The organism is Streptomyces sp. CB02400 (assembly GCF_001905725.1).
Lineage (GTDB): Bacteria > Actinomycetota > Actinomycetes > Streptomycetales > Streptomycetaceae > Streptomyces > Streptomyces atrovirens.
Genome location: NZ_LIWB01000004.1, coordinates 446,818 through 472,943, shown reverse-complemented (window position 1 = coordinate 472,943; position 26,126 = coordinate 446,818). Strand labels below are relative to the sequence as shown.

Here is a 26,126-nt window from a genome sequence, read left to right as displayed (position 1 = left end):
AGCGGGGATTCACAGGGGCCGCAGCCAGACCGCCCCCAGGGGCGGCAGCGTGATCTCGGCGCTCGCCGGGAAGCCGTGCAGCGGCTGTTCCACGGCGCGGACCGGTTCGCGCCGGACCACCCCGCTGCCGCCGTAGGCGGTGTCGTCGGTGTTGAGCACCTCGGTCCAGTCACCGGCGTGCGGCAGCGCGATCCGGTGGCCGTGGCGGACGGTGGGCTGGAAGTGGAAGACGCAGACGAGGAGTTCGCCCGAGTCGCCGTGGCGGACGAAGGAGTACACGTTGTCCTGCGCCGCGTCGGCGTCGATCCAGCGGAACCCCTCCGGCCGGGTGTCCCGGCTCCACAGCGCGGGGTCGCCGAGATAGACCCGGTTCAGATCGCGCACCAGGTCGCGCACCCCGGCGTGCGCGCCGTGCCGGAGCATCGACCAGTCCGGGCCGTGGTCGTGGGACCACTCGGTGTCCTGGGCGAACTCCTGCCCCATGAACAGCAGTTGCTTGCCGGGGAAGGCCCACATGAAGGCCAGGTAGGCGCGCAGGTCGGCCAGTTGCCGCCAGCGGTCGCCGGGCATCTTCGTCAGCAGTGAGCCCTTGCCGTGCACCACCTCGTCGTGCGAGACGGGCAGCAGATGGTTCTCGGCGTACGCGTAGACCATCGCGAAGGTCATCGCGTGGTGGTGGTACTGCCGGTGCACGGGGTCCTCGGCCATGTACGACAGGGAGTCGTGCATCCAGCCCATGTTCCACTTCAGGTGGAAGCCGAGCCCGCCCTCGTCGGTGCGCCGGGTCACCCCGTCCCACGCCGTGGACTCCTCGGCGATGGTCACCGCGCCGGGGCAGCGGCGTGCCACGGTGGCGTTGACCTCCTGGAGGAACTCCACCGCCTCCAGGTGCTCCCGCCCGCCGTAGGCGTTGGGCAGCCACTGGCCCTCGGGGCGTGAGTAGTCCAGGTAGAGCATCGAGGCGACGGCGTCCACGCGCAGCCCGTCGACGTGGAACTCCTCGCACCAGTACAGGGCGTTGGCGACCAGGAAGTTGCGCACCTCGGCCCGTCCGTAGTCGAAGACGAGGGTGCCCCAGTCGGGGTGCTCGCCCCGGCGCGGGTCCGGGTGCTCGTACAGCGGGGTGCCGTCGAAGCGGGCCAGCGCCCAGTCGTCCCGGGGGAAGTGGGCCGGCACCCAGTCGACGATGACGCCGATGCCGGCCTGGTGCAGCGCGTCCACCAGGTACCGGAAGTCGTCGGGGGAGCCGAGGCGGGAGGAGGGAGCGTAGTAGGAGGTGACCTGGTAGCCCCAGGAGCCGCCGAAGGGGTGCTCGGCGACCGGCAGGAACTCCACGTGGGTGAAGCCCAGCGCCTTGGCGTACGCGGGCAGTTCGCGGGCGAGCTGCCGGTAGCCGAGGCCGGGCCGCCACGAGCCGAGGTGCAGCTCGTACACGCTCATCGGCTCCCGGTGCACCGCCGACGCGGCGCGCCGCGCCATCCAGTCGGCGTCGCCCCAGCGGTGGCGGGAGTCGTGGACGAGGGACGCGGTGCCGGGCGCGGACTCGGCGTGCGCGGCCAGCGGGTCGGCCTTGAGGAGCCGGCGTCCGTCCGGGGTGAGGACCTCGTACTTGTAGCGGCAGCCCTCGCCGACGCCCGGCACGAACAGCTCCCACACCCCGCTGACGCCGAGCGAGCGCATCGGGTGCGCGCGGCCGTCCCACACGTTGAAGTCGCCGACCAGCCGCACGGCGCGGGCGTTCGGCGCCCACACGGCGAACGACGTGCCGCTCACCGGTCCCCAGCCGCTGTCGTGGGTGCGGACCCGGGCGCCGAGCACGCGCCACAGCTCCTCGTGCCGGCCCTCCCGGATCAGGTGCAGGTCCAGCTCGCCGAGCGTGGGCAGGAAACGGTACGGGTCGTCGTACGTGTGGACGTGCCCGCCGTAGTCGACGGAGAGCCGGTGGTCGGGTACGGCGGGCACCGGCAGCAGACCGGAGAAGACGCCCTCGCCCTCGTGCCGCAGCTCCAGCAGCGGGCCGCCCGAGGGGTCGGTGACCGTCACGGCGCGGGCGAGCGGACGCAGCACCCGGAACAGCACACCGCCCTCGACCGGGCGCGGGCCGAGCAGGGCGTGCGGGTCGCTGGTCTCGCCGGTGACGAGGCGTTTGCGGGCGGTGGCGGGCAGGGCCGGTGCGTGGGGTGCGGTGGTCACGGCTGCGGGTTCCCGTCGGTGAGGATGTGGGCCACGTGCTGCTGCGGGTCGAGGCGTACGTAGTTGTCCCGGCCCCACTGCCAGGTCGCGCCGGACAGCGCGTCGTACACCGCGAAGGTGTCGGAGCGGTCCAGGCCGAGGGCGGGCAGGTCCAGGGAGACCGTCGCCTCGCGCACCCCGTGCGGATCGAGGTTGAGGACGACCAGGACCCAGTCGGTGTCGTCGCGCTTGGAGAAGCAGACGACGGCGTCGTCGTCGGTGCGGTGGAAGCGCAGGTTGCGGAGCCGGCGCAGGGCGGGGTGGGTGCGGCGCAGGGTGTTCAGGGTGCGCACCAGCGGGGCCAGGGAGTCGCCGGCCGCCTCGTGCGCCTCCCAGTCGCGCGGCCGGTACTGGTACTTCTCCGAGTGCAGGTACTCCTCGCTGCCCGGACCGGCCGGCACGTTCTCGTACAGCTCGTACCCGGCGTACATGCCCCAGGAGGGTCCGGCCGTGGCGGCCAGGACGGCCCGTGCCGCGAACGCCGGACGGCCGCCGTACTGGAGGTAGGCGTGCAGGATGTCCGGGGTGTTCACGAAGAGGTTCGGGCGCAGGTACGCGGCCTGCTCCTCCCCGCCGAGCCCGGCCAGCTCCGACAGGTAGGACTCCACCTCGTCCTTGGAGTTGCGCCAGGTGAAGTAGGTGTAGGACTGCTGGAAGCCGATCTGGGCCAGGGTGTGCATCATCGCGGGGCGGGTGAACGCCTCCGCCAGGAAGATCACATCCGGGTCGGCGCGGTTGATCTCGCCGATCACCCGCTCCCAGAACACCACCGGCTTGGTGTGCGGGTTGTCCACCCTGAAGATCCGCACCCCGGTGTTCATCCAGTGCCGCAGCACCCGCACGGTCTCGGCGACCAGGCCGTCCAGGTCGGCGTCGAAGGCGATGGGGTAGATGTCCTGGTACTTCTTCGGCGGGTTCTCCGCGTACGCGATCGAGCCGTCGGGGCGGTGGTGGAACCACTCCGGGTGCTTGTGCACCCACGGATGGTCCGGCGAGCACTGCAGGGCGAAGTCCAGGGCGACCTCCAGGCCCAGTTCGCCGGCCCGGCCCACGAAGTGGTCGAAGTCGTCGAGGGTGCCCAGGTCCGGGTGGATCGCGTCGTGCCCGCCGTCGGCGGAGCCGATCGCCCACGGCGAGCCGGGGTCGTACGGGCCCGCGACGAGCGCGTTGCCGGCCCCCTTGCGGTGGGTGGTGCCGATGGGGTGCACCGGGGGGAGGTACACCACGTCGAAGCCCATGTCGGCGACCGCCTCCAGCCGTTTGGCGGCGGTGCGCAGGGTGCCGGAGCGCGGCGGTTCGGCCGCGGTGCCGGTGCCGGGGGCGGTGGGCAGCAGGGCGCCCTCGGAGCGCGGGAACAGCTCGTACCAGGCGCCGTACAGGGCCCGCTCCCGGTCCACCCGCAGCGGGAACTCACGGGAGCGGGTGACCAGTTCGCGCAGCGGGCGGGCGTTCAGCAGGGCCGTCACCACCGGGTCGCAGGCGGCGGCGAGCCGCTTCTCCGGGGCCGTCCGGGTGTCCCGCAGGGTGTGCGCGGCGGTGGTCAGCGGGACGCGTTCGCGGGCGGTGAAGGCGTCGGCGGCGCGCTCCAGCAGCAGCGCCCCCTCCTGGAGCACCTGTTCCACGTCGACGCCGGCCGGGACCTTGAGGTCGGCGGTGTGCCGCCAGGTCGCGACCGGGTCGGACCAGGCCTCCACCCGGAACGTCCAGTCGCCCTCCCGGTCGGCGCGCACTCCGGCCGCGTACCGGTCGGTGCCGGGGGCGAGCAGCCGCATCGGGGTCCACTCGCCCTCGGTGCCGTCGGGGCCGGTCAGGACGGTGTTCGCGGCGACCGCGTCGTGGCCCTCGCGGAACACGGTCGCGGACACCTCGAAGACCTCGCCCGGCACGGCGCGCACGGGCCGGCGTCCGCCGTCGGCCACGGGCCGCACGTCCACCACGGGGATGCGTCCCACGGACGGCGCGAACCGCCCTGCGGCGGGCTTCTCCTGCATCACATGCCTCTTCCTCGCACCCGGGTGCGGTCGCTTGGAGCGGTGGTCAGCGGCGGATCGCGGTGGTGCCGTTGCTGACGTCCGAGATGATCCGGCGGTAGCCCGCCACCACGGGGTGGTGCGGGTAGGCGGTGCAGAACAGCCGCTCCCCGGCGAGCGAGACCATCTCCGGGGCGTACGGCAGGACGGCCGACACCCGCGTGGCGTAGGCCTGTTCGACCTCTTCGTGCAGCCGGTCGTGGACCGTGCCGCCCGGCGCCATGTTCACGGCCACGGCCAGCCGGGCGACACCGAGCCGGTTCGCGAGCGACACGGTCTCCCGGGCGCCGGCCAGGTCGAGCCGGTCCGCGCGGGTCACCACCACCAAGGCGTCCGAGCCGGCGATCGCCGTCACCGTCTCGTTGTTGAACCCGGCGTGGGTGTCGAGCAGCAGCACGTCCAGGGCGAGGGAGTCGATGAGCCGGTCGAAGCCCTCCCGCAGCAGCCCCACGTCGTATCCGCGGCCGAGGATCTCGGCCGCCGCCGCGGACCTGCTGCGGGCCGGCACCAGGAAGAAGCCGTCGTGTCCGGCGTCCGTGCCCGCGGGGTACACCGCGTCCTCGATCTCGCAGCGGCCGATCAGGTAGTCGCTCAGTGAGCGGCGCGGCCGTGTGTCCGTGCGGCCGAACATCACGTCCAGGGCGGGTGTGTGGATGTCGGTGTCCACCAGCGCCACCCGGTGGCCCGAGGCCGCCAGCAGCAGCCCGAGGTTGGCGGCCGTGCTCGACTTGCCGGTGCCTCCCCGATAGGAGTGCACGGTGATGATCTGCGACATGGTCTCCACCGGTTGCTGAGGGTCGGATCCGCCGGCGCGGCGGCTGGTCAGGCGGCGGGTGCTCCGGGCGGGTTCCAGTGGACGGCCATCATGGTGATGTCGTCGGACTGCTCGGCCCGGCCCACGAACTCGCTGAGCGCGCCGTCCATGTGGTCGAGGAGTTCCTCGCCCCGCACCGCGGCCTCGCCGAGCTGCCCGACCATCTGCTCCTCGCCGAAGAACTCGCCGTCGGCGGAGCGGGCCTCGGTGACCCCGTCGGTGTAGATGAAGAGCGTGTCGCCGGGGCCGATGCGGGCGTAGCCCAGGGAGAAGTCGACGTCCGGGATGACCCCGACGGCGGGTCCGGTGGGCTCCAGCAGGACCGGTTCGCCGCCGTCGGCGCTGAGCAGCACGGGCGGGTTGTGGCCGCCGTTGATGTAGACCAGGTTGCCGGTCGCGGGGTCGAGGACGGCGAAGAACATGGTGGCGAAGTAGCCCTGTCTGATGTGGTTGCGGGTCAGGTAGTTGTTGGTGCCCGCGACCGCGTTCAGCAGGGGGGTCGCCCCCACCACCGGGATGGCGCGGCTGTGTTCCGCCCAGCCGGCGTCCTCGCCCATCAGCTCGGCGGCGATCAGGCTCTGCAGTCCGCTCTGTTCGGCGGTGTGCCGCAGCAGCGAACGGATCAGGGCCATGAACAGCGCGGCCCCGACGCCCTTGTCGCAGACGTCGGCGACGACCAGCGCGAGCCGGCGCCGGTTGACGATCTCGAACACGTCGTAGAAGTCGCCGGCGACCGTACGGGCGGGCCGGAACCGTACGTGGATCTCCCAGTCCTTCGGGCTGGGCAGGGAGTCGGGCAGGAAGCCGAGCTGGATCTCCCGGCCGATCTCCAGCTCCCGTTCGTAGCTGAGCAGTTCCGCGTGCGCGGCGACGTCCTCCATGGTCCGGCTGAACTGGGCCCGCTCGTGGCAGTCCCGCAGCCGGGCCCGTACCAGGTCGGGGTGGAAGGGCGGGGCGAGGTAGTCGGCGCCCGCGATCACATGGTGGTCGAGCAGGTGCAGGTCGTGTTCCGCGAACGCCACCACCGAGGGCTGCTGCCCCTCGTCGTCGAGCCTGCGGGCCACGGACCGCACGGTGTGCGGGGCCAGCTCCGCGGACGCCAGCAGCACCGTCACCTCGGGCAGCCGCCCCGGCGAGGCGGCCAGCACCTCGCCGGGGCTGCGCACATGCACCTCGGCGCCCACGTGGTCCAGGGCGTCGCGCAGCCCCGGGGGCATGCCGCGCCGCTCGTCCAGCACCAGCACCTTCGTCTGAGCCATCTCCGCCTCGTCTACTCCGTCGGCTCGTCGCTCACGTCCGTGCCGCCCGGTGGGCGTGGCTCGGCACGGCGCAGCATCACGAGGGTGCTCACGTTGCGGCCCGCGACCAGGTCGTACGCGAAGCCGTCCACCGCGGTGAACGCGAGATAGACGCCCAGGCCCCCGATCCGCCGCTCGGCGAGCGGCTGGTCCAGGGCGGGCGGTCGCAGGCCCTGCCGGGGGTCGAAGGCGGGCGCGTCGTCCTGGAAGCGGACCCACACCTGGTCGGGGTCGATCCCGCCGTCCACCGTGATCTCGCCGGGGGCTCCCCGGTAGCCGTGCATGACGATGTTGGTCGTCAGCTCGTCCGCGGCCAGCCGCAGCCGGTACAGGGCACTGGCGGGCAGTGCGGCGCGTTCCCCCAGGCCGAGGACGAACGTCGCCACCCGGTCCAGGGCTCCCAGTGCCGCCGGGATCCTGATCACGGTCGCCGCGGGGTCGGTGGCGACGCGGAAGCCGCCGGGGGGCGGCGTGCCGTGCGCGACCCCGGTGGAGGCCGGCCCGTAGTCGATCGCCATGACGGTGCCCGCCCCCTCACGCGTCGACGAGGCTGATGCTGTGGTCGAAGCCGGCCAGGCGGATCGTCCGGGCGACCGGTTCGGGCGCGCCGACGACGGCGATCCGCACCTCGTCGCCCATCTTCTGGCGGGCGAAGACCAGGGAGCGCAGGCCCGCGCTGGACAGGTAGGAGAGGTGTGCGGCGTGGATCACCAGCTCGATCGCGCCCGCCGTGGCGGCCTCGTCGACGGTGTCGTGGAAGCGGCCGGCGGCCGCCGCGTCGAGTTCGCCGGTCAGCTCGATGACGGCGATCCGTTCGTTGATCCTGAGCCTGATGTCGAAGGACACGGTGGCCCCTCCTTCTGCGTCGCGGTGCGGGACGGTCGGGCGGTACGGCGGTCAGCGGGGGTCCGCCGCCCGGCCCACCAGGACCACCGCGGAGTGCGGTCCCAGGTGGTAGCGGCCGGGGTGTTCCAGCGGCGTTTCGGCGCCCAGCGGCCGGGCGGCGGTCATCGTCGTGTCGGCGAAGAGGTGCCAGGCGTCGCCGGGCGGCAGGTGCGGCAGTTCCAGGTCGTGGCCCTCCCAGTGGGCGTTGACCGCGATGTACACGTGGTCGTCGCGCACGGTGCCGTCCTTGGCGTGCCGGCCGCAGCGCATCAGGGCCAGGGTCCGGGAGTGGTCCGACCAGTCCGGCGACCAGGCGCGTACGCCGTGCCAGCTGATGTCCGGGTAGCCGCTGCCCACCCGGTCGGCGCCGATCGGGTGGTCGGCGCTGCGCAGCACCGGGTGGGCGTGCCGGAAGGCGATCAGCGCCCGGGTGAAGTCGAGGAGTTCGCGTTCGGCGGTGGGGCCGTCGACGAGTCCCCAGTCGAACCAGGAGAGTTCGTTGTCCTGGCAGTAGGTGTTGTTGTTGCCGAGCTGGGTGCGGCCGGCCTCGTCGCCGGCCAGCAGCATCGGCACGCCCTGGCTGGTGAGCAGGATCGTCAGCATGTTCTTCATCTGCCGCGTCCGCAGTTCGCGGACGTGCGCGGAGGCGCTGGGTCCCTCCTCGCCGCAGTTCCAGCTGTGGTTGTCGTCGGCGCCGTCGTTGTTGTTCTCGCCGTTGGCCTCGTTGTGCTTGCCGTTGTACGAGACCAGGTCGTTGAGGGTGAATCCGTCGTGCGCGGTGACGAAGTTGACGGAGGCGGACGAGGTGCGGCCCTGGTACAGGTCGGGGGAGCCCGCCATCCGGGTCGCCAGCTCCCCGACGAGACCGGCGTCGCCCTTGACGAACCGTCGCACCGTGTCACGGAACTGGCCGTTCCACTCCGACCAGCGGCCGTAGTTGGGGAAGTGGCCCACCTGGTAGAGGCCGGCCGCGTCCCAGGCCTCGGCGATCAGCTTGGTGTGCCGCAGCACCGGGTCGTACGCGAGCTGTTCCAGCAGCGGCGGGTTGGGCAGCGGCGTACCGTCCGGGGCGCGGTCGAGGATCGCCGCGAGGTCGAACCGGAAGCCGTCGATGTGGTACTCGGAGACCCAGTAGCGCAGACAGGACAGCACGAAGTCGCGCACCACCGGGTGGTTGCAGTTGACCGTGTTCCCGGTGCCGCTGAAGTTGTAGTACTCGCCGCGCGGCGTGAGCATGTAGTACGTCGCGTTGTCGAGACCGCGGAACGAGATCGTCGGCCCCTGCTCGTTGCCCTCGGCGGTGTGGTTGAACACCACGTCCAGGACGATCTCGATGCCGGCCCGGTGCAGTTCCCTCACGAGCGACTTGAACTCGTCGGCCTGCATCCCGAAACGGCCCGTGGCCGCGTAGCCGGCCTTCGGCGCGAAGAACGAGACGGTGTTGTAGCCCCAGTAGTTGTGCAGCCGTTCCCCGGTGCGCGGGTCGGTGCGCGGGTTGTCCAGCTCGTCGAACTCGAAGACCGGCAGCAGCTCCACGCAGTTGACGCCGAGCTCCCGCAGGTACGGGATCTTCTCCCGCAGTCCCGCGTACGTGCCGGGCGCCGACACCCCCGAGGAGGGGTGCCGGGTGAAGCCGCGCACGTGCGTCTCGTAGATGACGAGGTCCTCGGTGGGGATGCTCGGCGAGGTGTCGTCACCCCAGTCGAAGTCGTCGTCGGGGATCCGCGCCCGGTAGGGGTAGACGTCGTCCCAGTCGGGTTCCGCGCCCCACACGTCACGGCCCGACACCAGCCGGGCGTACGGGTCGCTGAGCACCTTGGAGGCGTCGAACCGGTCGCCGGCGGCCGGGTCGAAGGGGCCGTCGGCGCGGAAGCCGTACTCCAGGTTCTCGGCGTCCAGGCCGAACACCGTCATCGCGTACACGCTGCCCACCCGGAACTCGGGCGGGAACGGCAGCTCGGCGGTGGGCTCCTTCGCGCCGCGCTCGAAGAGCACCAGGCTCATCGCGGTGGCGCGGTCGGAGTACACGGAGAAGGTGATCCCGCCGGGCACCCGGTGCGCGCCGTACGGGAAGGGCCGCCCCGCGCGCACCCGGTAGCCGTGGATCCGGCGCGTCGGAAAGCCGTCGACGCGCTCGCGCAGCTCCTCGACGGTCATCGGCCCGCACGTTCCAGCGCGTCGTCGAGGTCGTCGGTGACCTCGAAGAAGTCCAGGAAGCCGGTCGCGGACATCACGAACCGCACCTCCTCGGAGAGGCTGACCAGAGTCACCCGGGCCCGTACCTGCTGGGCCCGGCGGTGCACGATGAGCAGGGTGCGCAGGCCGGCGCTGGAGATGTAGCTGACGCCGCTCAGGTCGATCAGGACCTTGCCCTCCTGGCCGATGAACGGCAGGAGCTGGGCCTGCAGCCCGCCGGAGGTGGTGGAGTTGATCTCCCCCTCCAGGGCGACCACACAGGCCGCGCCTTCCGTCCGGGACGTGAGTTTGACGGTCATCCCGTCACCTCCGTGGGGGAGCCGGGGGCGAGGCGGACCTTGACCTTGACGCGGCCCGAGGTCTCGGGCAGGCGCACGGTCAGGGCCTCGGCGTCGAAGTCGGTGTGCGGCTCGCCGTCGATCTCCACGCTCTCGACGCGGACCGAGCCGGCCGGCAGCAGATCGGGCGCCACCCGCAGCAGCCGGTCCGGCAGCACCGCCGGGTCGGGCTTGAACCAGAAGTCCATCGCCCGGCCGTCGATCAGCAGGTTGTTGTAGACGGCGGCGAGGTAGCACAGCTCGGCCGCGTGGTACATCGACATCGAGTGGCTGCCCTTGAGGCGTTCCACGCCGAGCAGGTACGGCAGGCCGTTGGCCAGGGTGTTGAAGTAGACGGCGCCCTCGTCGTGGTCGAGGAAGAAGGCGTTGTAGAACGACTGGGCGTCGCGGGCCTCGGTGCGGAACTCCGCGCGGCCCGTGGTGCCGTGCAGGATCAGGTAGGCCAGGATCGCCTGTTCCTGCTGCCACCACGCCTTGCGGTCGTGCCAGGCGAAGCGGAAGACGTCCTCCCCGTCCGCCTTCAGCCGCTCGACCACGTCGTACCAGCCGCCGCGCCGGCGGTCGCTGCCGACCGCGGGCATGGTCTCGCCGATGCCGGTGGCCAGCTCCAGGTAGCGGTCCTTGGGACGCAGCGAGTGCATCCGCATCAGGTTCCAGGCGATCTTCAGGTTGTGGCCGACGACCGCGCGGTTCTGCTGCCAGCCGTGCGTGGTGTCGTGCGACCAGTCGCGGTGGAAACGTTCCTGCACGAAGGGGCTGTGCTCGGGGTCGGGGAACCGCTCGACGATGGTGTCGAAGGTGTACTCCAGCATGTCGGCGTAGGACTTCTCACCGGTCGCCAGGTACAGGTTGATCAGGTACGCCGGGGCGTGGTCGCCCACGGAGTTCCAGTTCTTGCGGGACTGGTTGGGGCCCAGCGAGTCGTGCCCCGGGTCCAGCAGGATCGGGTCGATGTGCGAGAAGTAGCCGCCGTGCTCCGGGTCGAGGTAGAAGCGGTCGAACAGCCGGATCGTGGCGTCCGCGTCGGCCTTGATCCGCGGGTCGCCGGTGACCCGGTACGTCTGCACCGGACCGGCCAGCGCGTAGATCTGCTCGTAGGCCGGCAGCGCGTCGTAGTCGTCGGAGAACTCCGAGGTGAACAGCTTGGTCTCGGTGTCGCCGTCGACCTTCAGGCCGTGGTACCAGTACACGACGTTCTCGTCGGTGTCGACGAAGCGCATGTGGGCGCGCAGGTACTCGGTGCCGCGCTCGGCGACCTCCAGGTACTCGTCCTCACCGGTGAGCAGGAACGCCGAGGCCATGCCGTACACCAGCCGGGAGATGGTGTCGGTCTCCTGGACGTGGCTCGCGGTCTTGTCGCCGCCGAGCCGTATCTCGGTGCGGTAGGCGGTGAAGTCGACGGGTCCGTCGCCGAACTGGGCCCGCCGGTAGAACGCGGCGATCTCCCGGATCTGCCGGATCCACCAGCCGCTCTCCTCGAAGCGGTAGTCGTCGGTGTCCCGCCCGACGAAGACCAGCCGCTTCGCCTCGAACCGCAGGCCGCCGCCCTTCGGGTAGAAGACGCCGTACGCCAGCAGGAAGCGGCCGGGGGTCAGCAGGTCGTCGATGTGTCCCGAGGCGTCCTGGTAGGGCTCGCCCAGGTTGTGCAGCAGCTCCGCGGCCGGGCCGCCGTCGAGGGCCATCGTGACGGTCTGCCCGTCGGCGGTGGCCAGGGTGGCCTCGCGGGAGGCCGCGTCGAAGCCGGTGACCCGGCCGGCGACGGTGTCGGAGAAGGTGAAGTCGGGGGTGCCGGGATTGCCGGTCATGTCTCACGCACCTCGCAGCACGAGTTCGTCGATGATGGTCCTGGCGAACAGATGGCAGTGGTCGCCGGTGCGCGCGGTCACCAGGTCGCCGTCGACGACGACGTCCTGGTCCACGTAGTTGGCGCCCATGTTGCGCACGTCGCCGATGAGGTTGTTGTGGCAGACGACCTTGCGGCCGCGGACCACGTAGGGGATCGACGAGGCCAGCCACATGCCGTGGCAGATGATCCCCTTGACGACCCCGGAGCGGGCGAACGCCCGCCGCAGCAGGTCGGTCGCGGGCGCGAGCCGCTCGATGTCCTCGGTGTAGCGCAGCCGGTCGGCGACCATGCCGGACGGCACGATCAGCGCGCTGTACTCGCGCAGCCGGCGGTCGTCGAGGTCCTCCAGGCTGCCGGTCACGGTCAGCGGCGCCCGGTACTCGTGACCGGTGAAGGTGATCGCCTTGTTGCCCCACAGCCGGGTGAGGAAGTCGACCCGCGCGCCCTCCTCGGCGAACCGGCGTTGGTAGTAGGCGATCTCGGGCTCGTAGAAGTCGCTCTCGGCCAGGACCGCGATGCGGCGGCCGGAGAGCACCCCGTCGCGGGACGGTGTTCCGGACATGGCTCAGGCCCCCTCGGTGGTGCGCAGGTCGACCAGGAACGGCTTGTCGTCGGCGAGCATCCGCTTGACCGCGTACGGCACCTGCTCCGCCTCGTCGACCCGCACCGCGTCCACGCCGAAGCCGCGGGCGAGCTCGGTGAACCCCAGCTCCGGGCGGGACAGGTCGAAGGGCGACGGGTGGGGGTGCAGGGGGACGCCGCGCTCGCGCCAGTACTGCTCGATGTTCAGGTCCAGCAGCTTGTAGCTGCGGTTGTTGCAGATCACGAACTTGGCGCCCACGTCGTGCCGGACGGCCGTGTAGAGGGCCTGGAAGGTGTACATCGACCCGCCGTCCCCGGTGAAGCCGATCACCGTCCTGTCCGGGTGGGCCAGCTTGATGCCGATGGCGCCCGGGATGCCGACGCCGAGCGAGCCGCCGCGGGTGGAGAACCAGTGGCCGGGGAGCCGGCCGGGCAGATGGGCGTTGAGCGGCCCGGCCGCGGTCAGCGCCTCGTCGAACACCATCAGGTCCTCGGGGGCCCGGTCGGACAGTTCCCGCAGGAACGCGGAGAGCAGGGTGCCGTCGTCGGCCGGCCGCTCCGGCTGCTCGCCGCGGCGCAGCTCGAGATGGCGGGCGGCGCGCATCCGGTCGACGTCGGAGAGGCTGTCCTCCAGCCTCTCCGACAGCGCGGCGAGCGTGGCCTTCGGGTCGGCGACCAGACCCAGGGTGACCGGGTGGTTCTTGGCGATCTCGTAGCCGTCGAGATCGATGTGCACGATCCGCGCGTCCGCACGGAACGGGCTGCCGGTGTCCGGGAACACCTCCGGGAAGACGTACGTCCCCACGATCAGCACCGCGTCGGCGTCCTTCACCCTCTCGGTGCTGACCTCGCCGAACATGTGGCCCAACTGCCCGCGGTAGAGCGGGTGCCGGGCGTCCAGGTTGACCTCGGAGAAGTCCACGCCCCACACGTCGGCGCCCAACTGCTCCGCCACCCGCGCCAGTTCCTCCTGGCCGCCGGACGCCGAGACGCCGTCGCCCACCAGGACGAGCGGGTGCTCGGCGCCCGACAGCAGCCGCGCGGCCTGCTCCACGAGCGAGGGCACGGGCAGCGACTCGGTGCTCAGGAAGGTGCTCGGGACCACCGGTTCGCCGTTGACCGCGTCCAGCACGTCCAGCGGGAGGGCGACGAAGACCGGGCCGCGCGGCGGCGTCATCGCCATCTTCATGGCGCGGCGCAGCACCCGCAGCACCGAGCCCGGATCGGTCACCCGGGTCGCGTACTTGGTCACCGGCTCGGCCATGGCGACCAGGTCGGCCGCCATCTGCGCGTCCATCGCGTCGTACTTCACGCCCGCCTCACCGGCGATGACGACGAGCGGCGAGTGACCGCGCTTCGCCTGGTAGAGCATGCCGATGGCGTTGCCGAGGCCGACGCCGCTGTGCAGCTGGAGCAGGGCGGGGCGGCCGGTCGCGCGGGCGTAGCCGTCCGCGATGCCGGCGGCGACCGTCTCCTGGAGCGTCAGGACGTACTGGAGCTCGTCGTAGTTCTCCAACGCGTCCAGGAAACCCTGCTCGACCGTTCCCGGATTTCCGAACATGTAAGGAATTCCATCGGCGATGAACTGCTCGATGATCGCCGCATTGCCCTGCCTGGCCATGTCTCTTCCTTTTCTCGCTGAGACTCCTGAGAATTCTGGGAATCCTGAGACGCCGGTGAGTTCTTCCGGCCGTCACCAGCCGTAGCGGCGGAGCCCGTCCTCGAGAACCTCGACGATCTTCTCGCCGGTCAGATAGGAATCCGGCGTGGAACGGCCCGTGATGAACGGGTAGTCCACGATGACCGAGGTCTCCTTGCCGAAATTCCCGTGGTAGCGGCCGTCGGGGCCGGTGGCGTCGCGCAGGATGTACTCCAGCGGGTACGGCGGCGGGCCCATCACGAAGTCGGTGCCCAGGAAGCCGGTGCCGTCCTTGTAGTCGTACTCCTTGCAGTGCCCGGTGACGTGCTTGCCCCAGAGGATCGACTTGCGGTCCTCCCAGTCGCGGGCGAACGCGAGCGGGGTGACGCCGTAGCACTCGGCCCCGATCGGCTTGCCGGCGCGCAGGAAGGCGAGGATCAGCTCGTGCACCCGCTCGTTGTTGGCGAGGTCCACGATCGGTCCCGAACCGCCCACGATCAGCAGGGCGTCGTACTCCTCCAGCTCCTCCGCCACCGTGTCGACCGCGCGGTGGTACGCCTCCAGCTTGCGCAGGTAGTCGTCGTCGGCGGTGTACGGGCGCTCCGGCAGCCAGGCCGAGAGGTCGACCGGGTCGTCCAGCCGGTCGGAGGCGTCGATCTCCTGGGTGAGCCGGGCGACCTTCTCCGAGGTCACCGAGCGGCCCAGCGGCGGATCGACGTACCCGGGGTCCATCGACGGCGGCAGCGCGTGCGCGCGCTTGCCGGTCGGGGTGGCGAACACGACCTCGTAGCCCTGCCGGTCGAAGTGGTGCAGCGGCCCGACGAGCTCCTCGCCCCAGTAGCCGTACTCCGACAGAATCACGAGGATCTTCCTGGCGTTCCTTCTGGCCACGCCTGCTCCTTCGGTAATCGGTGCGGGGTCGGTGGCCGGGCGCCGTCTCGGAAGGGGCCGGCGCCACGGCCACCTGAACGGGGGGATCAGCGGGCCTCGGGGCCGATGATCCAGTTCTCCTTCGCGGCGAGCGAGAAGACGTACTTCGGGTCCGTGATCTCGTCCCGTGCCGCCGTGACCCGCTCGGTGAAGTGGGGGGAGCGCAAGGCCTGCTGGAGCGCCTCGACGTCGTCGAACCACAGCTGCTCGACGGAGTCGAAGGCCGCCTCGCCGAAGACGTACGCGCCGTCCACGGTGTGCGCGTGCAGGTAGCGGCGCAGGCCGGGGACGCCGCGGACCTCGGAGGCGTAGCCGTCCAGGCTCCGCTTGCGGTAGTCGTCCAGGTCGAGACCGGGGCGGCGCTTCATCAGCACGGTGAGCTTGACCCAGTCCCGGTCGCGGCCCGGCCCCGGACCGGGCACGATCTCGTGCGCGGTGGTGTCGACCACGATCGTCAGCCAGAACGCCGCCCAGTTCGGCTCGTCCAGCCGCGCGCCGTTCAGGAACTCGTCGGTCTGCAGCGAGGCGAGCTGCTCCTCGCCGTTGGCCAGCCAGATCTCGGCGATGCCCTGGTGGGGGAGGGCCGGCGAGCCGAGGTTGCCCTCGATGTCGACGACGGTGTCGACCATGTACTTCCGGATCTGCGGAATCTTCGCCGCGTACTGCACGGCGTGCACGTTCACCCAGTAGTCCTGGAATTCCTGTGCCGTCATACCCGGCTTGGGTGCGGCCAGAATGAACTGGTGGATCATCGAATTGTCTCCTGTTCCACGCCGGTCCGGACTCGTGAAATCGTGTCAATGGGGGCCGTCGGGCGGCAATGAAATACGGGCGACTTCCTGACCTGTCGTGGATTTCAGGCCGCGCTCGGGCGTTCATGGACGAGGCGGCGTATCGCGGCCAGCGGAATGGGCAGCCAGTCGGGACGGTTACGGGCCTCGTACACCGCCTCGTAGACCGCCTTGTCCGCCTCGAAGGCGCGCAGCAGCACCGGGCTCCGCCGGGGGTCGGCTCCGCCCGCCTCGGCGTACCCCTCGCTGAACGCGCGCCGGTTGTGCACCGCCCAGGCCGCGGCCCGGCGGGCGGGTCTGCCGCCGCGCCGTGCGGACGGCCCGCCCAGCACCTCGAAGAGCGCGTGATGGGCGGCGTAGTCGAAGGACCGCAGCATGGCCGCCACGTCGCGCACCGCCGGCCGCGGCCGTCTGCGCTCCTCCAGCGGATGCCCCGGCTCGCCCTCGAAGTCGATGAGCACCCAGCCGTGCGGCGCGCGCAGCACCTGGCCCAGATGCAGATCGCCGTGGACGCGCTGCACGAGCAGCCGGTGACCGCGGCCCGCCAGCTCCGGCAGGTCCTGGTGCAGCGTCCGCAACTGCCGTGCGTACGGCAGCAGCTCGGGTACCTCCTCCAGGGCCTGCTCCAGCCGCCCGGTCAGCTCGGCGGCCAGCGCGCGGGCCTCCTCGGGGCCCAGCTCCCTGCTGCCGAGCTGCCGCGCCAGCGCCGTGTGCACCCGTGCGGTGGCCCGGCCCAGCGCGCGGGACTCCTCGGCGAAGCCGCCCAGCGGGGCCACCGAGGCGCAGTCGCCGCCGACGCACTCCGCGGCCTGCGCGGTGGCCAGGGACCAGCCGTCGCCCCGCGACGGCACGAACTCCTGGAGGACGGCGAGCGTGGTGGGACCGGCCGGGAACGCGTCGGTGGTCCGCATCCACGCCAGCGGCCGGGCGCTCGGTACGTCACCGTCCCGCTCCAGGGCGGTGAGCAGCTCCAGCTCCGGATGCGGGCCCGGGACCAGGCGGCGCAGCACCTTGAGCATCAGCCGGTCGCCGAACGCCACCGAGGTGTTGGACTGCTCGGCGGTGATCACCCGGGCCGGCAGGCCGAGCGGGAACTCCGCGCCGGCCGGCCGGTGGCACTCCACCCGGCCGTCGGTGTCCTCGGCGGCCAGCCGCGCCAGCAGCCGGGACATCAGCCACGGGTCGGCGGTGGCCTCGTACAGCAGCAGGTCCGGTCCGTCGGGTTCCGGCACCCGGCCGATGAGGGTGTCACCGGCCGGCGCCCCGGCCGCCTCCCGGCCGACTCCGACGAGGACCTGGTACCACTCCTCGTGCCCGCGCCGCCCCGCCCGCACCACCAGCTGCACCAGCGCGGGATCGCCCGGGTGCAGCAGGTCGGCGAGGACCGGTTCGACGGGCGGCGGGTGCTGTCCCTCGCCCTGCTTGCCCTGCTTGCCCGCGTACCAGCGGCGCCCGGCCAGCCAGCCCGGCAGGGAGCGCCGCAGCTCCGCGACGACGCGCGTCAGGTCGACGGTGTGGGTGGGCGCGCTCATGCGACCGGCACCATAGGCCGCCGTTCCCGTACGGCCGCACGCGCCTCGGCGGCCTCCTCGGACCACGCCAGCGCGTGCGCCGCGTGGGCCACGGTCACCATCGTCATGTGGTGGTGCCAGCCGCGGAACGACCGTCCCTCGAAGTCCCGGGCGCCCAGACCGTCGGTGACCTCGGCCTGGTCGCGTACCACCCGCCGGATGAGCATCGCGGTGCGGTACACCGTCCCGAGCTGGGCCCCGGAGAGGTTGGACAGCCAGTACTCGCCGGGGACGCGCCGATTGCGGTCGGTCCACGCGCCGAGCAGTACCAGCTCCCGGCGCTCGCCGGCCGGCGCGGACCCCGAACGCCGCCGCAGCCGTACGCGGGTGGCGCCCACGGAGGTGGCCCGCACGGTGTCCGTGGTGTGGTCGTACCACTCCACGGGCAGGCAGTTCCGGCTGAGCGCCGCGATCAGCGCGTCGGCCGGGCCCGCGTGGTCACCGGCGGGCGGCCGTACCGGGTCGGGCAGCGCGAACCGGGTGGCGGGGTCGATGCGCAGGACGAACGGGACCTGCCGGGCGCTGAGTTCGGCACTGACGGCGTAGGGGTCGCCGTCCCGCAGATCCATCACCACGGGCCGGTCCGGCAGCTCCCAGCCCGACGACATGCGCGCGACCGAGCCGATCGCGCACTGCTCGGGCGGGCAGGAGGCGACATGCTCCGGGATCGAGGCGCGGTCGCGCCGCTCGGGGTGGTCCGTCCAGCACTCGGGCAGCGCGAGCCGCCAGTCCACCGGACAGCTCCCCTGCTCGGAGACCAGCCACACACCCATGGCCTGCTGGCAGTTGACGACCCGGCCCAGGTCCGCGACCCACTGCCGCTCCACTCCCACGGAGTGCCGGCCGACCTTGGTGATGACCAGCGGGTGCACCACCCAGGCGCGGGGGTCGAGTCGCTGTGCCACCAGCCGGGCCATCGCCCGGCGCACCGGGCCGTTGCGCCAGGTGGACTTGGTGATGAACTGGTAGAGGCTCTGCTCCACGCTGTTCCCGGCGCCGTCGGCCAGGGCGCGCATCGTCTTCTTTCCCGCGACCGTGAGCAGACCCCGTACGTAGAGTTCTCCCCGGCGTCGCTGGTCGCTGCGCGGAATCGATGCGAGCGCCCCGGAGAGAACCTCGGAGAGGATTCCCTCGGGAATTCTCACGGGAATACCATCGGGTAACTGCTGCCGATGCTCCACGGACATGGTGGGCCCTCTCTTCGAGCCTTCGATCCTTCAAGCCTTCAAGTCGAGGTGTTTCTCGCGCCTTCGGGCGCGGCCGTTCGCCGGCGCTTTTCGTGAAGGAGGAATTCCCGGGGATTTCACCGGGAGATTCCTCAAAGGATTTCCTGGGGGCCTGAGCCCCACCGGCGCCCGCCGGCTCGGGGGATGTGCCGGCGGGCGCCGCTGACGAGGGCGGTGGTGGGGCACCGGCCCGCGTCGTTCCGGGGGAGGGGTCAGGTGCGGCCGCCCGCCCAGGCGAGGATCCGGTCCGGGGTGAGCCGCCGGAACAGCGGCGCCCAGTCCGCCGGGGCCTCCCCGGGCTCGTTGTAGATCTCGAAGGTCCTGCCCGAGGCCTCGGGTATGCCGATCGCCTGCACACACGCCTCCGCGACCGCCGTACGGGAGACCCAGCCGTCGCCCCGGTCGTCCTGCTCGAAGCGGACCCGGGCGCCGGCGAACGCGTCGTCGGTCAGCCAGCTCGGCCGGATCACCGTGTACGGAAGGCCGCAGGCGCGTACGGCGTCCTCGCCGCGCAGCCGCCAGTCGAGGAGCCGGCCGTAGGCGTTCATCGGGTGCTCGCGACGGGTCACGAAGATCTGGCTGACCAGCACCACGTGCGGGCGCTCGCCGTGCTCGGTGGCGGCGGAGAGCACGTTGCGCACTCCGTCGTACATGGTGGCCTCGGGGCTGTCCGGGCCGGAGTTGGCGGTTCCGGGTTCGACGGCGAACACGATCGCGGAGCAGTCCCGCAGGGCGGGGGCCAGCGTGTCCGCGTACCGTACGTCCGCGCGGTGGAGCTCCACTCCGAGCGGCAGCCGGCCGCGTTGCGGATGCCGGCTCACCACCCGTACCCGGTGGCCTTGCTCGGTCAGCCGGCGCGTGACGAGCGTGCCGAGCCGGCCTGCTCCGCCCACGACGGCGATGGGGTTGTGCATGGGGCCCTCCCTGGTCAGCCTGGGCCGGGGCGAGATGGACTCACACCCAGCGCAGGACGTCCTCGGCGCTCCTCAGTTCGGTCCGCGCGGGCACCCCCGCCAGGGCGGGCACACGCAGGCGGGGATAGACCGTCACCCCGCACAGCCGCGAGCCCGGCCAGAGCACGGCGCCGTCACCGACCGCCGTGTGGCGTTCCAGCCGGATCGGCCGGATGCGTTCGGAGCGGACCTCGGCCATCGGGCCGATGTAGCTGTCGGCGATGTCGGCGTACGAGCCGATCACCGCGGATTCGCCCACGGTGGAGCGGACCAGGGTGCTGCCCTCGCGGACCTCGGCCCCGTCGCCGACGTCCGCGTTCTCCAGGCGCACTCCCGGACCTATCTCCACGTCCCGGCCGATCCGGACGCCCGCCCCGATCACCACCGAGCCCTCGTCGATCTTCTGGGCGAGGGTGGTGCCGGTGACGTCGTCCTTGGTCTGCAGGCTGGACTCGTGGATCCAGCGCCGCCGGGCGGTGTCGTCGGGTTGGTCCATCAGACGGTTCATCTGCTCGTACGCGCCGTTGAGCACGAGCCGTACGGTGTCCAGGTAGTCGGGCACGTTGCCCAGGTCGCCGAGGCGGCCGATGGTGTGGGTGGCCACCGGGTGGCCGTGGCGGACCAGCCAGGGCAGCAGGTCGCCGCCCCAGTCCAGGCGCTGGTGCGACTGCCGGAACAGCTCCGGCTCCCGTGCGAGCAGCCGCAGCCGGCCGCAGTCCACCAGGTACATCCCGGCGTTGGTGGGGAGCCCGGTGTCGGGTTCCGCCAGGGTCCGCGGGAACAGTTCGCCCAGTTCCGTCAGGCCGGGTTTCTCCACGAAGCCCTGGACCAGGCCCCGTTCGTCGGTGCGCATCACCCCGTACTTGTGGGCGATCTCGGCCGGGGTGCGGGCGACCGCCGCCACCGTGACCAGCGCGTCCTGTGCGTCGTGGGTGGCGTGCAGGGCGCCCAGGTCGAAGTCGAAGAGCGAGTCGACGGGCAGCACGAGCGCGCGTCCCTGCAGGTCCCACTGTTCGAGGTTGTGGAGGGTGGCGCCGGCGGATCCGACGTTGTAGCGGTCGAAGCGCGAGCGCGAGTACGTGATCCGTACGCCGTGGCGTTCGCCGTGGCCGAGCAGCAACTTGATCTGGTTGCGGTTCTCCAGGCCGTGGGTCACCACGTAGAAGCGGCGGATCCCCTGCACCCGGCAGGACTCCAGGACCCACTCGATGAGGCGCCGGCCGACGAACGGGATGAGCGCCTTGCTCCTGATGTAGTCGGCGGACTCCAGGGTGATCGGTTTGGCCCGTTCACCTCGGCCGCCGGCGAGAATGATGCCGATGGTCTCTGCCTTCGTGCTCATCACGCGCCCCCGTGTGTCGAGTGAGTTGCCCGGCTCCCCTGGCGGTGTCGGCGTCCTCAGGGGTGATCTACGGCCACCCGTCGTCCTGCGGGCCGTCGGCCGGGGCCGACTGCGACTGTCCGGCTCCGTCGGCCTGGTCCGGTGTGGCGGACGTGCTGTGCGCGCCCGGTATCTGGACCGCGAATCCCGTCACCAGTGCCGCCGCGAGAATTCCTGCGAATTCCTTCACGGTCGGCTTCGCTAATTTCATGATTACCCTTCCGTTTGGCGAAAAGCTGTTGTGTTTTCGCCCTTGGAACTATGCCGCAGGAAACCGGCCGGACAGACGTCTGGGTAGCATCGCGATCACGCAGTGCAGAAACCAGAAGGGGGTGTGTATGTGCAGAAACCCGGACATAAAGCCACAACCCAACGTGGTGGCGCTGTGCGAGAACGGCCTCCGGCGCTACCGCGAGGCCCTCACCAAGGGGCCGATATCGGGTGACATTCCGGACTGCCTGGTCGAACTGGGGCTGCTGCGTCCGATGGCCGAAGACCCGACACTGCTGGGCGCCGTGCCTCCCGACATCGCCAGCAACGAGCTGCGGCGGCCCATCGAACGCGCCGTCCTGGTGCAGCAGCACACCATCGCCGCCATCCAGGAGGCGCTCACCGCCGCCGAGGACGTCTACCGCGAGGAACACCGCGTATCCGGTACGGCGGTACGGCTGCTGCGCGGCACCGACGTCATCCGGGCCGCCCTGCAACAGGCCCGCGACGAGTGCCGGGAGGAGCTGGTCACCGCCAAGCCGGGCGGCGCCAGGCCCTCGGACACCCTCGCCCGCGTCCTCTCGGACAACCTGGAACTGCTGGCCAGAGGGGTCAGACAACGCACGCTGTACCAGCACACCGTGCGCACCCACGGACCGACGCTCGCCTACATCGAGAAGGTCACGGTGGCCGGGGCACAGATCCGCACCCTCAACGAGGTCTTCGACCGGCTGATCATCTACGACCGGCGCATCGCCTTCATCCCCGACCCGCTGCTCGACCTGGACACCACCGCCCTGGCGATCGAACACCCCGCGATCGTCGCCTACCTGGCCACCGTCTTCGACCAGGCATGGCAGCGCGCCGAGCCGGTCAGCATCTCCCAGGAGCTGAGCAGACCGCCCCTGATGACCGACGAGACCCGCAGGGCCGTGCTCCGGCTGATGGTGGAGGGCCACACGGACGCCGCGATCTCCAAGCGCCTGGGCATCAGCACCCGAACCGTCTCCACCCACATCAGGAAGGCCTCGGAGTCCCTCAACAGCCGCAGCAGAGCCCAACTGGCCTACCTACTGGCCAAGTCGTCCCTGATAGAGGACCAACCCCCGTGATCCGCGGGCAATCGTGCCTCCCCCCAGTGCCTCAAGGGCCTGGGAGGTGCCCCCGGGGCGGCACGGGTGGGCGCGACGGCATCCCGCAAACGCCGGGCCGCGCAACACCCCCCGCCCACCCACAGCACGCGGCACGCAGCCGCACTACGCAGGCTCCTTCAACCGATGAGCCACCGCCAGCACCGCCGCCACCGCGTCACCCTCCCGCGGCCCCCCGATCACCTCACACCCGGGCAGCAGCCGAGCCAACGTCTCCGTCACCCCGTCGACCCCATTCCGCGCCCCCGTGACGACGAACCGCCGCATCCGCCGCCCCAGTTCCCCCGCGGCCCGCCGCAGCCGCACATCATCCAGATACACCAGATGCGCGTGCGCCAGCCACGGCGCCACCCCCCGAGCCTCCCGCGCCAGCCGCGTCCCGTCCTCCCCGACCGACACCAGACACACCGACTCCTCGCACGCCCCGGGAGACTCCCAGCTCACGACCGGAACCGGAGCCCCGGCCACCAGGTCCCCCCGCGACCGGTACGGCCGTACGACGGTCCCCACCCGGATGTGGAACGGCCGCTCCGCACCGGCCGCCTCCCGCACCACCGCCCGCGTCTCGGCGTCACCGCAGGGCACCGCCAGCGTCACCTCCGCCAGTCGCCGCAGCACCGGGTAGTCCTCCAGGAAACCGGCGTACGGCGTCACCACCGTGGCGCCCGCCTCCAGATAGCGGGTGAGCAGCCCGAGGCTGCCCGCCGTACCGAGGCCGGCGCGCGCGGGGCCGGTGCAGACGAACGGCCGGAACCCGGCGGTGACCAGCCCCGACACCACGTCCACCATGGCGGAGGCGGCACGCGGCAGCCCGAAGAAGCGGTCCGGGTGGGCCAGTTCGAAGGGATGGCCCGCTCCGACGGGTGTCGCCGCGAGGCACACCACGCGACCGTCGTGCGCGGCGAGGGCGGTGAGCTCCTCGCGGTAGGCGTCGTACCCGGAGAGTGACATCGCCTCCTCCTCAGTGGATCTCCAGCAGCAGGTGCTCGACGAGGTCGTCCCCGTACTCGCCCTCCAGTACGGTCATCGACCGCGCCGTGCGCAGCTCGCGCCCGCACGCCCCGGCGAGCCGGTGCAGCTCCGCCACGTCGCCGCGGCTGCTGAAGTGCAGCAGCGCCACCCCGCCCGGAGCGAGCCGCTCCGGGGCCTGCAGCAGATAGCGGCGGTGCGCGCGGTACCCGGGGTCGACATAGGCGTACTCGTGCAGCGAGCGGTAGAGGTAGTCCTGCGGCGCCCGTACGTAGTTGGAGCTCCAGAAGATCGTGTCGAACCGCTCGTCGCCGAGCCCCGAGAACAGGTCGCTGTGCACGGCACGCACCCGCGCCCCGTGACGGTCGGCGTTGATCGTGGTGTTCTCCACCGCGCGCGGATTGATGTCCGCCGCCACCACCGGGGAGCGGCCCGCCAGCGCGGCGAGCACCGCAGCCACGCCGGCCCCGCAGCCGATCTCCAGGAACGAACCCCCCTGACCGCGCCCCGCGTTCCCCGCGTTCCCCGCGAGACCCAGGAACTCCAGCGCCACCTCGGTCGACGGCGAGTAGACCGGCGCGAACACCTCGTCCACCAGGTCCCAGTCGCGTCCCGCGAGAGCGAACTCCTTCGGCCGGTCGCTTCGGCGCAGCGACCGGCGGCTGCGTTCCAGGGAGCGTTCGAAGCTCTGTAACCGCCCCTGCCCATCGGACTCGGCCACGTCCCGCTCCAAGATCGGCGACGCGTCACTGTGGTCGTACGACACTCGGTTCCCCCTGTCGATACGGAGCTGTCGCGGCGGCCTCCCGAGCGGCAGCCGCACGACGATGCTGTCCAACGGGGGCCGTACACATAAGGTGTTCGGACAACCACCTTGCGCACCGACACGGTGCCTGGGTCACCGATCCCCCCGATGACCTGCTGCGACTGCCCGACGGAGCGGGGCGGACGACCCCGTTCCCGCCATTGTTGACGGTGGCGGCGCACACAATTTAGGTTCACCAGGGCCCGTTTGTGGACACTCGCGTCTTCTCCCGGGCTCGCTTGGGGGGTGAGTGAGGGTGGCGGACGCGGACCATCTGGTCTCCGACGGGTTGCTCAGGCTGCTCGAGCTGCTGGCCATGGAGGCGCCTCCGCAGCGGTTCGACGGCCTCACGGAACAGGCGCGGGTCGCCGGCGCGTCCACCGAGGCGGTGGCCGTGCTCGACCGGGCCGCCGGGCTCGCGCTGGACATCCACGGCCTGTTCGCCCGCCGCCAGCAGCGCGAGGCGGGCCTGTCGGCGCTCGTGGACACCGCCCGCGAACTCACGCTCCCCTATGACGTGGACGCCCTGCTCCGGGTCATCGCCCGGCGTGCCCGGCTGCTGCTGGGCTTCGACATGGCCTGGGTGAGCCTCACCGACCGGGCCGACGGCCGCTCCTACGTGGTGAGCGCCGACGGACACGCCAGCAGCATCACCGTCGGCTTCGCGGTGCCGTCGATCGGCGGGGTGGGCAACGCGGCGGCGATCCGCTCCGCGCCGTTCTGGACCCCCGACTACCTCGCCGACCGGCGGTTCGAGCACGACTCGGCCATCGACGAAGTGGTGCGCGAGGAGGGGCTGCACGCCCTGATGGCGGTGCCGCTGAAGGAGGGGCACTCCGTCGTCGGCGCGCTGTACGTCGCCGACCGCGGGGTGCGCCACTTCACCCCGGACGAGATCACCCTGATGTCGTCCCTGGGCGACCTGGCCGCCCTGGCCATCAAGAAGGCCCGGCTGCTGACCCAGGCGCACGACGAGATAAGCGAGCTGGAGCGGGACACCTCCCGGGCCCTCGGCTCCTCCTCCGCGGCCCGGCGGCTGAACCGGGTCCACTCCCGGCTGATCGACCTGGTGCTGCGCGGCTGCGAACTGGAGGAACTGGTCGCCCACGCCGCCGCCGAACTCGGCAGCCCCCTCATGGTGCGCGACGCCGTCGGCTCCACCCTGACGGTGACGGAAGGGTTCCCCGAGGTCGACGAGTCCGAACTGTTCCAGCGCACCCTGGACGTGCACGCCGAGCGGGCCCCGATCCGCTCCTCCGGCGGCCTGTGGCTGTGCCCCGCCATCGCGGGCAAGGAGATCCTGGGCACCCTGGTCCTCGCCCCCGGCCCCCGGCCCGCCGCCGACCGGGTGCGGCTGCTGGAGGCCGTCGCCCAGTCCACGGCCGTACTGCTGCGGATGCAGGCCTCCGCGGCGGCGGCCGAGGGCGCGGGCCGTGACGAGCTGCTGCGCGAACTGCTCGGCGACTCCCCGCGCGCGCCCGAACAACTCGCGTTACGCGCCCGCCGGCTGGGCGTCGCCCTGGACGAACCGCACGTCGTGCTGGTGGTCCGTCCCGAGGGCGGCCCCCAGGGCAGGGTCCTGGTCTGGGCCTCCTCCTACGTCCACCGCCACGCCGGCCTGAAGACCACCACCGACGACTGCCTCGTCCTGGTGCTGCCCGGCACCGACCCGTCCACCGCCGCACGGCACGCCTCCGACACGCTGAACGCGGTCATCGGCCACCCGGTGACGGTCGGTTCGGCGGGCCCGGTCGCCCATCCCGGCGCCATCCACCGCACCTACGCCGAGGCCCGGCGCTGCCTCGACGCGCTCACCGCCCTCGGCGGCACGGGCGGTACCGCCTCACTGCGCGAACTCGGCTTCCTCGGACTGCTGCTCGCGGACACCCCGGACACCTCGGCGTTCATCGCGGGCACCATCGGACCGGTCCTGGAGTACGACGAACGGCAGGCCACCGAACTGACCCGCACCCTGGAGGCGTACTTCACCTCCGGCGGCTCACCGAGCCGCGCCGCGGAGAGCCTGCACGTCCACCCGAACACCGTCTCCCGCCGCCTGGAACGCATCACCGACCTGCTCGGCCCCGGCTGGCAGGAACCCCTCCAGGCCGTCGAGGTCCAACTGGCCCTCCGCCTGCGCCGCACCCGCCACACGGTACGCAACCACACCGGCCCACCGGTCCTCCCGCACGACGAACTGCCCTGAGCGCGCGAGCACGGCGTCCCGGGACCGGCAGCGGGCCCGTCGCCCCGCCTCCCGCGATCGGTGCGGGAAGCCC

General features: G+C 71.7%; 22 protein-coding genes. 2 read left to right on the top strand and 20 right to left on the bottom strand.

All coding sequences use genetic code 11. The features are described 5' to 3' along the window. Positions 1-9: 9 nt before the first annotated feature. The 18 genes from glgB to AMK33_RS42410 form a co-directional block, all read right to left on the bottom strand. Complete coding sequence (gene glgB, locus AMK33_RS13205; RefSeq protein ID WP_327379182.1) at positions 10-2,277, bottom strand: 1,4-alpha-glucan branching protein GlgB; 2,268 nt, start codon at positions 2,275-2,277, stop codon at positions 10-12. Beyond that, on the bottom strand, positions 2,190-4,223 hold the full coding sequence (locus AMK33_RS43775; protein ID WP_073932975.1) for an alpha-1,4-glucan--maltose-1-phosphate maltosyltransferase: 2,034 nt from the start codon (positions 4,221-4,223) through the stop codon (positions 2,190-2,192). The genes glgB and AMK33_RS43775 overlap by 88 nt, the downstream gene beginning before the upstream one ends. 46 nt (positions 4,224-4,269) lie before the next feature. After that, entirely contained in the window at positions 4,270-5,037 is a 768-nt protein-coding gene (locus AMK33_RS13195; RefSeq protein WP_073933058.1) for a MinD/ParA family ATP-binding protein, read from the bottom strand. Between the two features lie 47 nt (positions 5,038-5,084). Further along, positions 5,085-6,335, bottom strand: a complete 1,251-nt coding sequence (locus AMK33_RS13190; protein WP_073932974.1) for a PP2C family protein-serine/threonine phosphatase — start codon at positions 6,333-6,335, stop codon at positions 5,085-5,087. Positions 6,336-6,346: 11 nt separating this feature from the next. Next, a complete protein-coding gene (locus AMK33_RS13185) occupies positions 6,347-6,892 on the bottom strand; it encodes an ATP-binding protein (RefSeq protein WP_235618086.1) in 546 nt (181 codons plus the stop codon). A gap of 16 nt (positions 6,893-6,908) precedes the next feature. Further along, the gene (locus tag AMK33_RS13180; RefSeq protein ID WP_073932973.1) at positions 6,909-7,220 is read right to left on the bottom strand and encodes an STAS domain-containing protein; all 312 of its coding nucleotides are present in this window, start codon (positions 7,218-7,220) and stop codon (positions 6,909-6,911) included. Between the two features lie 51 nt (positions 7,221-7,271). Continuing rightward, positions 7,272-9,416, bottom strand: coding sequence for a glycogen debranching protein GlgX (gene glgX, locus AMK33_RS13175; RefSeq protein WP_073932972.1), 2,145 nt, complete (start codon positions 9,414-9,416; stop codon positions 7,272-7,274). Next, positions 9,413-9,754 carry an STAS domain-containing protein gene (locus AMK33_RS13170; protein ID WP_073932971.1) on the bottom strand — a complete coding sequence of 114 codons (342 nt, stop codon included), beginning with the start codon at positions 9,752-9,754 and terminating at the stop codon, positions 9,413-9,415. The genes glgX and AMK33_RS13170 overlap by 4 nt, the downstream gene beginning before the upstream one ends. Beyond that, the gene (locus tag AMK33_RS13165) at positions 9,751-11,598 is read right to left on the bottom strand and encodes an AGE family epimerase/isomerase (protein WP_073932970.1); all 1,848 of its coding nucleotides are present in this window, start codon (positions 11,596-11,598) and stop codon (positions 9,751-9,753) included. Before AMK33_RS13165 ends, AMK33_RS13170 begins: the two co-directional genes overlap by 4 nt. A gap of 3 nt (positions 11,599-11,601) precedes the next feature. Beyond that, entirely contained in the window at positions 11,602-12,201 is a 600-nt protein-coding gene (locus tag AMK33_RS13160) for a DJ-1/PfpI family protein (protein ID WP_073932969.1), read from the bottom strand. Positions 12,202-12,204: 3 nt separating this feature from the next. Then, entirely contained in the window at positions 12,205-13,842 is a 1,638-nt protein-coding gene (locus AMK33_RS13155) for a thiamine pyrophosphate-binding protein (RefSeq protein WP_073932968.1), read from the bottom strand. A 72-nt stretch (positions 13,843-13,914) separates the two neighbouring features. Beyond that, entirely contained in the window at positions 13,915-14,751 is an 837-nt protein-coding gene (locus AMK33_RS13150) for a type 1 glutamine amidotransferase domain-containing protein (RefSeq protein ID WP_073932967.1), read from the bottom strand. A gap of 86 nt (positions 14,752-14,837) precedes the next feature. Continuing rightward, complete coding sequence (locus AMK33_RS13145; RefSeq protein WP_073932966.1) at positions 14,838-15,542, bottom strand: EthD domain-containing protein; 705 nt, start codon at positions 15,540-15,542, stop codon at positions 14,838-14,840. 104 nt (positions 15,543-15,646) lie between these two features. After that, the gene (locus AMK33_RS13140) at positions 15,647-17,113 is read right to left on the bottom strand and encodes a maltokinase N-terminal cap-like domain-containing protein (protein WP_073932965.1); all 1,467 of its coding nucleotides are present in this window, start codon (positions 17,111-17,113) and stop codon (positions 15,647-15,649) included. Then, entirely contained in the window at positions 17,110-18,339 is a 1,230-nt protein-coding gene (locus tag AMK33_RS13135; RefSeq protein ID WP_079194832.1) for an IS701 family transposase, read from the bottom strand. The genes AMK33_RS13140 and AMK33_RS13135 overlap by 4 nt, the downstream gene beginning before the upstream one ends. Positions 18,340-18,590: 251 nt before the next feature. Beyond that, positions 18,591-19,292 (bottom strand): SDR family oxidoreductase, encoded by a 702-nt coding sequence (locus tag AMK33_RS13130; protein ID WP_073932963.1) that lies wholly within the window; start codon positions 19,290-19,292, stop codon positions 18,591-18,593. Positions 19,293-19,332: 40 nt separating this feature from the next. Continuing rightward, positions 19,333-20,673, bottom strand: a complete 1,341-nt coding sequence (locus AMK33_RS13125; protein ID WP_073932962.1) for a sugar phosphate nucleotidyltransferase — start codon at positions 20,671-20,673, stop codon at positions 19,333-19,335. A 67-nt stretch (positions 20,674-20,740) separates the two neighbouring features. Next, on the bottom strand, positions 20,741-20,902 hold the full coding sequence (locus AMK33_RS42410; protein WP_158075119.1) for a hypothetical protein: 162 nt from the start codon (positions 20,900-20,902) through the stop codon (positions 20,741-20,743). 148 nt (positions 20,903-21,050) lie between these two features. Here AMK33_RS42410 and AMK33_RS13120 point away from each other — a divergent pair, with 148 nt between their 5' ends. Beyond that, positions 21,051-22,034: a helix-turn-helix domain-containing protein gene (locus tag AMK33_RS13120; RefSeq protein ID WP_073932961.1), complete on the top strand. Its 984-nt coding sequence runs from the start codon at positions 21,051-21,053 to the stop codon at positions 22,032-22,034. Between the two features lie 144 nt (positions 22,035-22,178). Here the strand turns inward: AMK33_RS13120 and AMK33_RS41350 are convergent, their stop codons facing one another. After that, complete coding sequence (locus tag AMK33_RS41350; protein WP_073932960.1) at positions 22,179-23,024, bottom strand: hypothetical protein; 846 nt, start codon at positions 23,022-23,024, stop codon at positions 22,179-22,181. 10 nt (positions 23,025-23,034) lie between these two features. Next, positions 23,035-23,763: a methyltransferase gene (locus AMK33_RS13110; protein WP_079194851.1), complete on the bottom strand. Its 729-nt coding sequence runs from the start codon at positions 23,761-23,763 to the stop codon at positions 23,035-23,037. 340 nt (positions 23,764-24,103) lie between these two features. Between AMK33_RS13110 and AMK33_RS13105 the strand changes: the two genes are divergently transcribed. Beyond that, on the top strand, positions 24,104-26,053 hold the full coding sequence (locus AMK33_RS13105) for a helix-turn-helix domain-containing protein (protein WP_235618085.1): 1,950 nt from the start codon (positions 24,104-24,106) through the stop codon (positions 26,051-26,053). Positions 26,054-26,126 lie beyond the last annotated feature (73 nt).

Coding starts and splice junctions, on each gene's coding strand:
- AMK33_RS43775 (WP_073932975.1), bottom strand. CDS start 4,223: ATGCAGGAGAAGCCCGCCGCAGGGCGGTTCGCGCCGTCCGTGGGACGC.
- AMK33_RS13195 (WP_073933058.1), bottom strand. CDS start 5,037: ATGTCGCAGATCATCACCGTGCACTCCTATCGGGGAGGCACCGGCAAG.
- AMK33_RS13190 (WP_073932974.1), bottom strand. CDS start 6,335: ATGGCTCAGACGAAGGTGCTGGTGCTGGACGAGCGGCGCGGCATGCCC.
- AMK33_RS13185 (WP_235618086.1), bottom strand. CDS start 6,892: ATGGCGATCGACTACGGGCCGGCCTCCACCGGGGTCGCGCACGGCACG.
- glgX (WP_073932972.1), bottom strand. CDS start 9,416: ATGACCGTCGAGGAGCTGCGCGAGCGCGTCGACGGCTTTCCGACGCGC.
- AMK33_RS13170 (WP_073932971.1), bottom strand. CDS start 9,754: ATGACCGTCAAACTCACGTCCCGGACGGAAGGCGCGGCCTGTGTGGTC.
- AMK33_RS13165 (WP_073932970.1), bottom strand. CDS start 11,598: ATGACCGGCAATCCCGGCACCCCCGACTTCACCTTCTCCGACACCGTC.
- AMK33_RS13160 (WP_073932969.1), bottom strand. CDS start 12,201: ATGTCCGGAACACCGTCCCGCGACGGGGTGCTCTCCGGCCGCCGCATC.
- AMK33_RS13155 (WP_073932968.1), bottom strand. CDS start 13,842: ATGGCCAGGCAGGGCAATGCGGCGATCATCGAGCAGTTCATCGCCGAT.
- AMK33_RS13145 (WP_073932966.1), bottom strand. CDS start 15,542: ATGATCCACCAGTTCATTCTGGCCGCACCCAAGCCGGGTATGACGGCA.
- AMK33_RS13140 (WP_073932965.1), bottom strand. CDS start 17,113: ATGAGCGCGCCCACCCACACCGTCGACCTGACGCGCGTCGTCGCGGAG.
- AMK33_RS13135 (WP_079194832.1), bottom strand. CDS start 18,339: ATGTCCGTGGAGCATCGGCAGCAGTTACCCGATGGTATTCCCGTGAGA.
- AMK33_RS13130 (WP_073932963.1), bottom strand. CDS start 19,292: ATGCACAACCCCATCGCCGTCGTGGGCGGAGCAGGCCGGCTCGGCACG.
- AMK33_RS13125 (WP_073932962.1), bottom strand. CDS start 20,673: ATGAGCACGAAGGCAGAGACCATCGGCATCATTCTCGCCGGCGGCCGA.
- AMK33_RS13120 (WP_073932961.1), top strand. CDS start 21,051: ATGTGCAGAAACCCGGACATAAAGCCACAACCCAACGTGGTGGCGCTG.
- AMK33_RS41350 (WP_073932960.1), bottom strand. CDS start 23,024: ATGTCACTCTCCGGGTACGACGCCTACCGCGAGGAGCTCACCGCCCTC.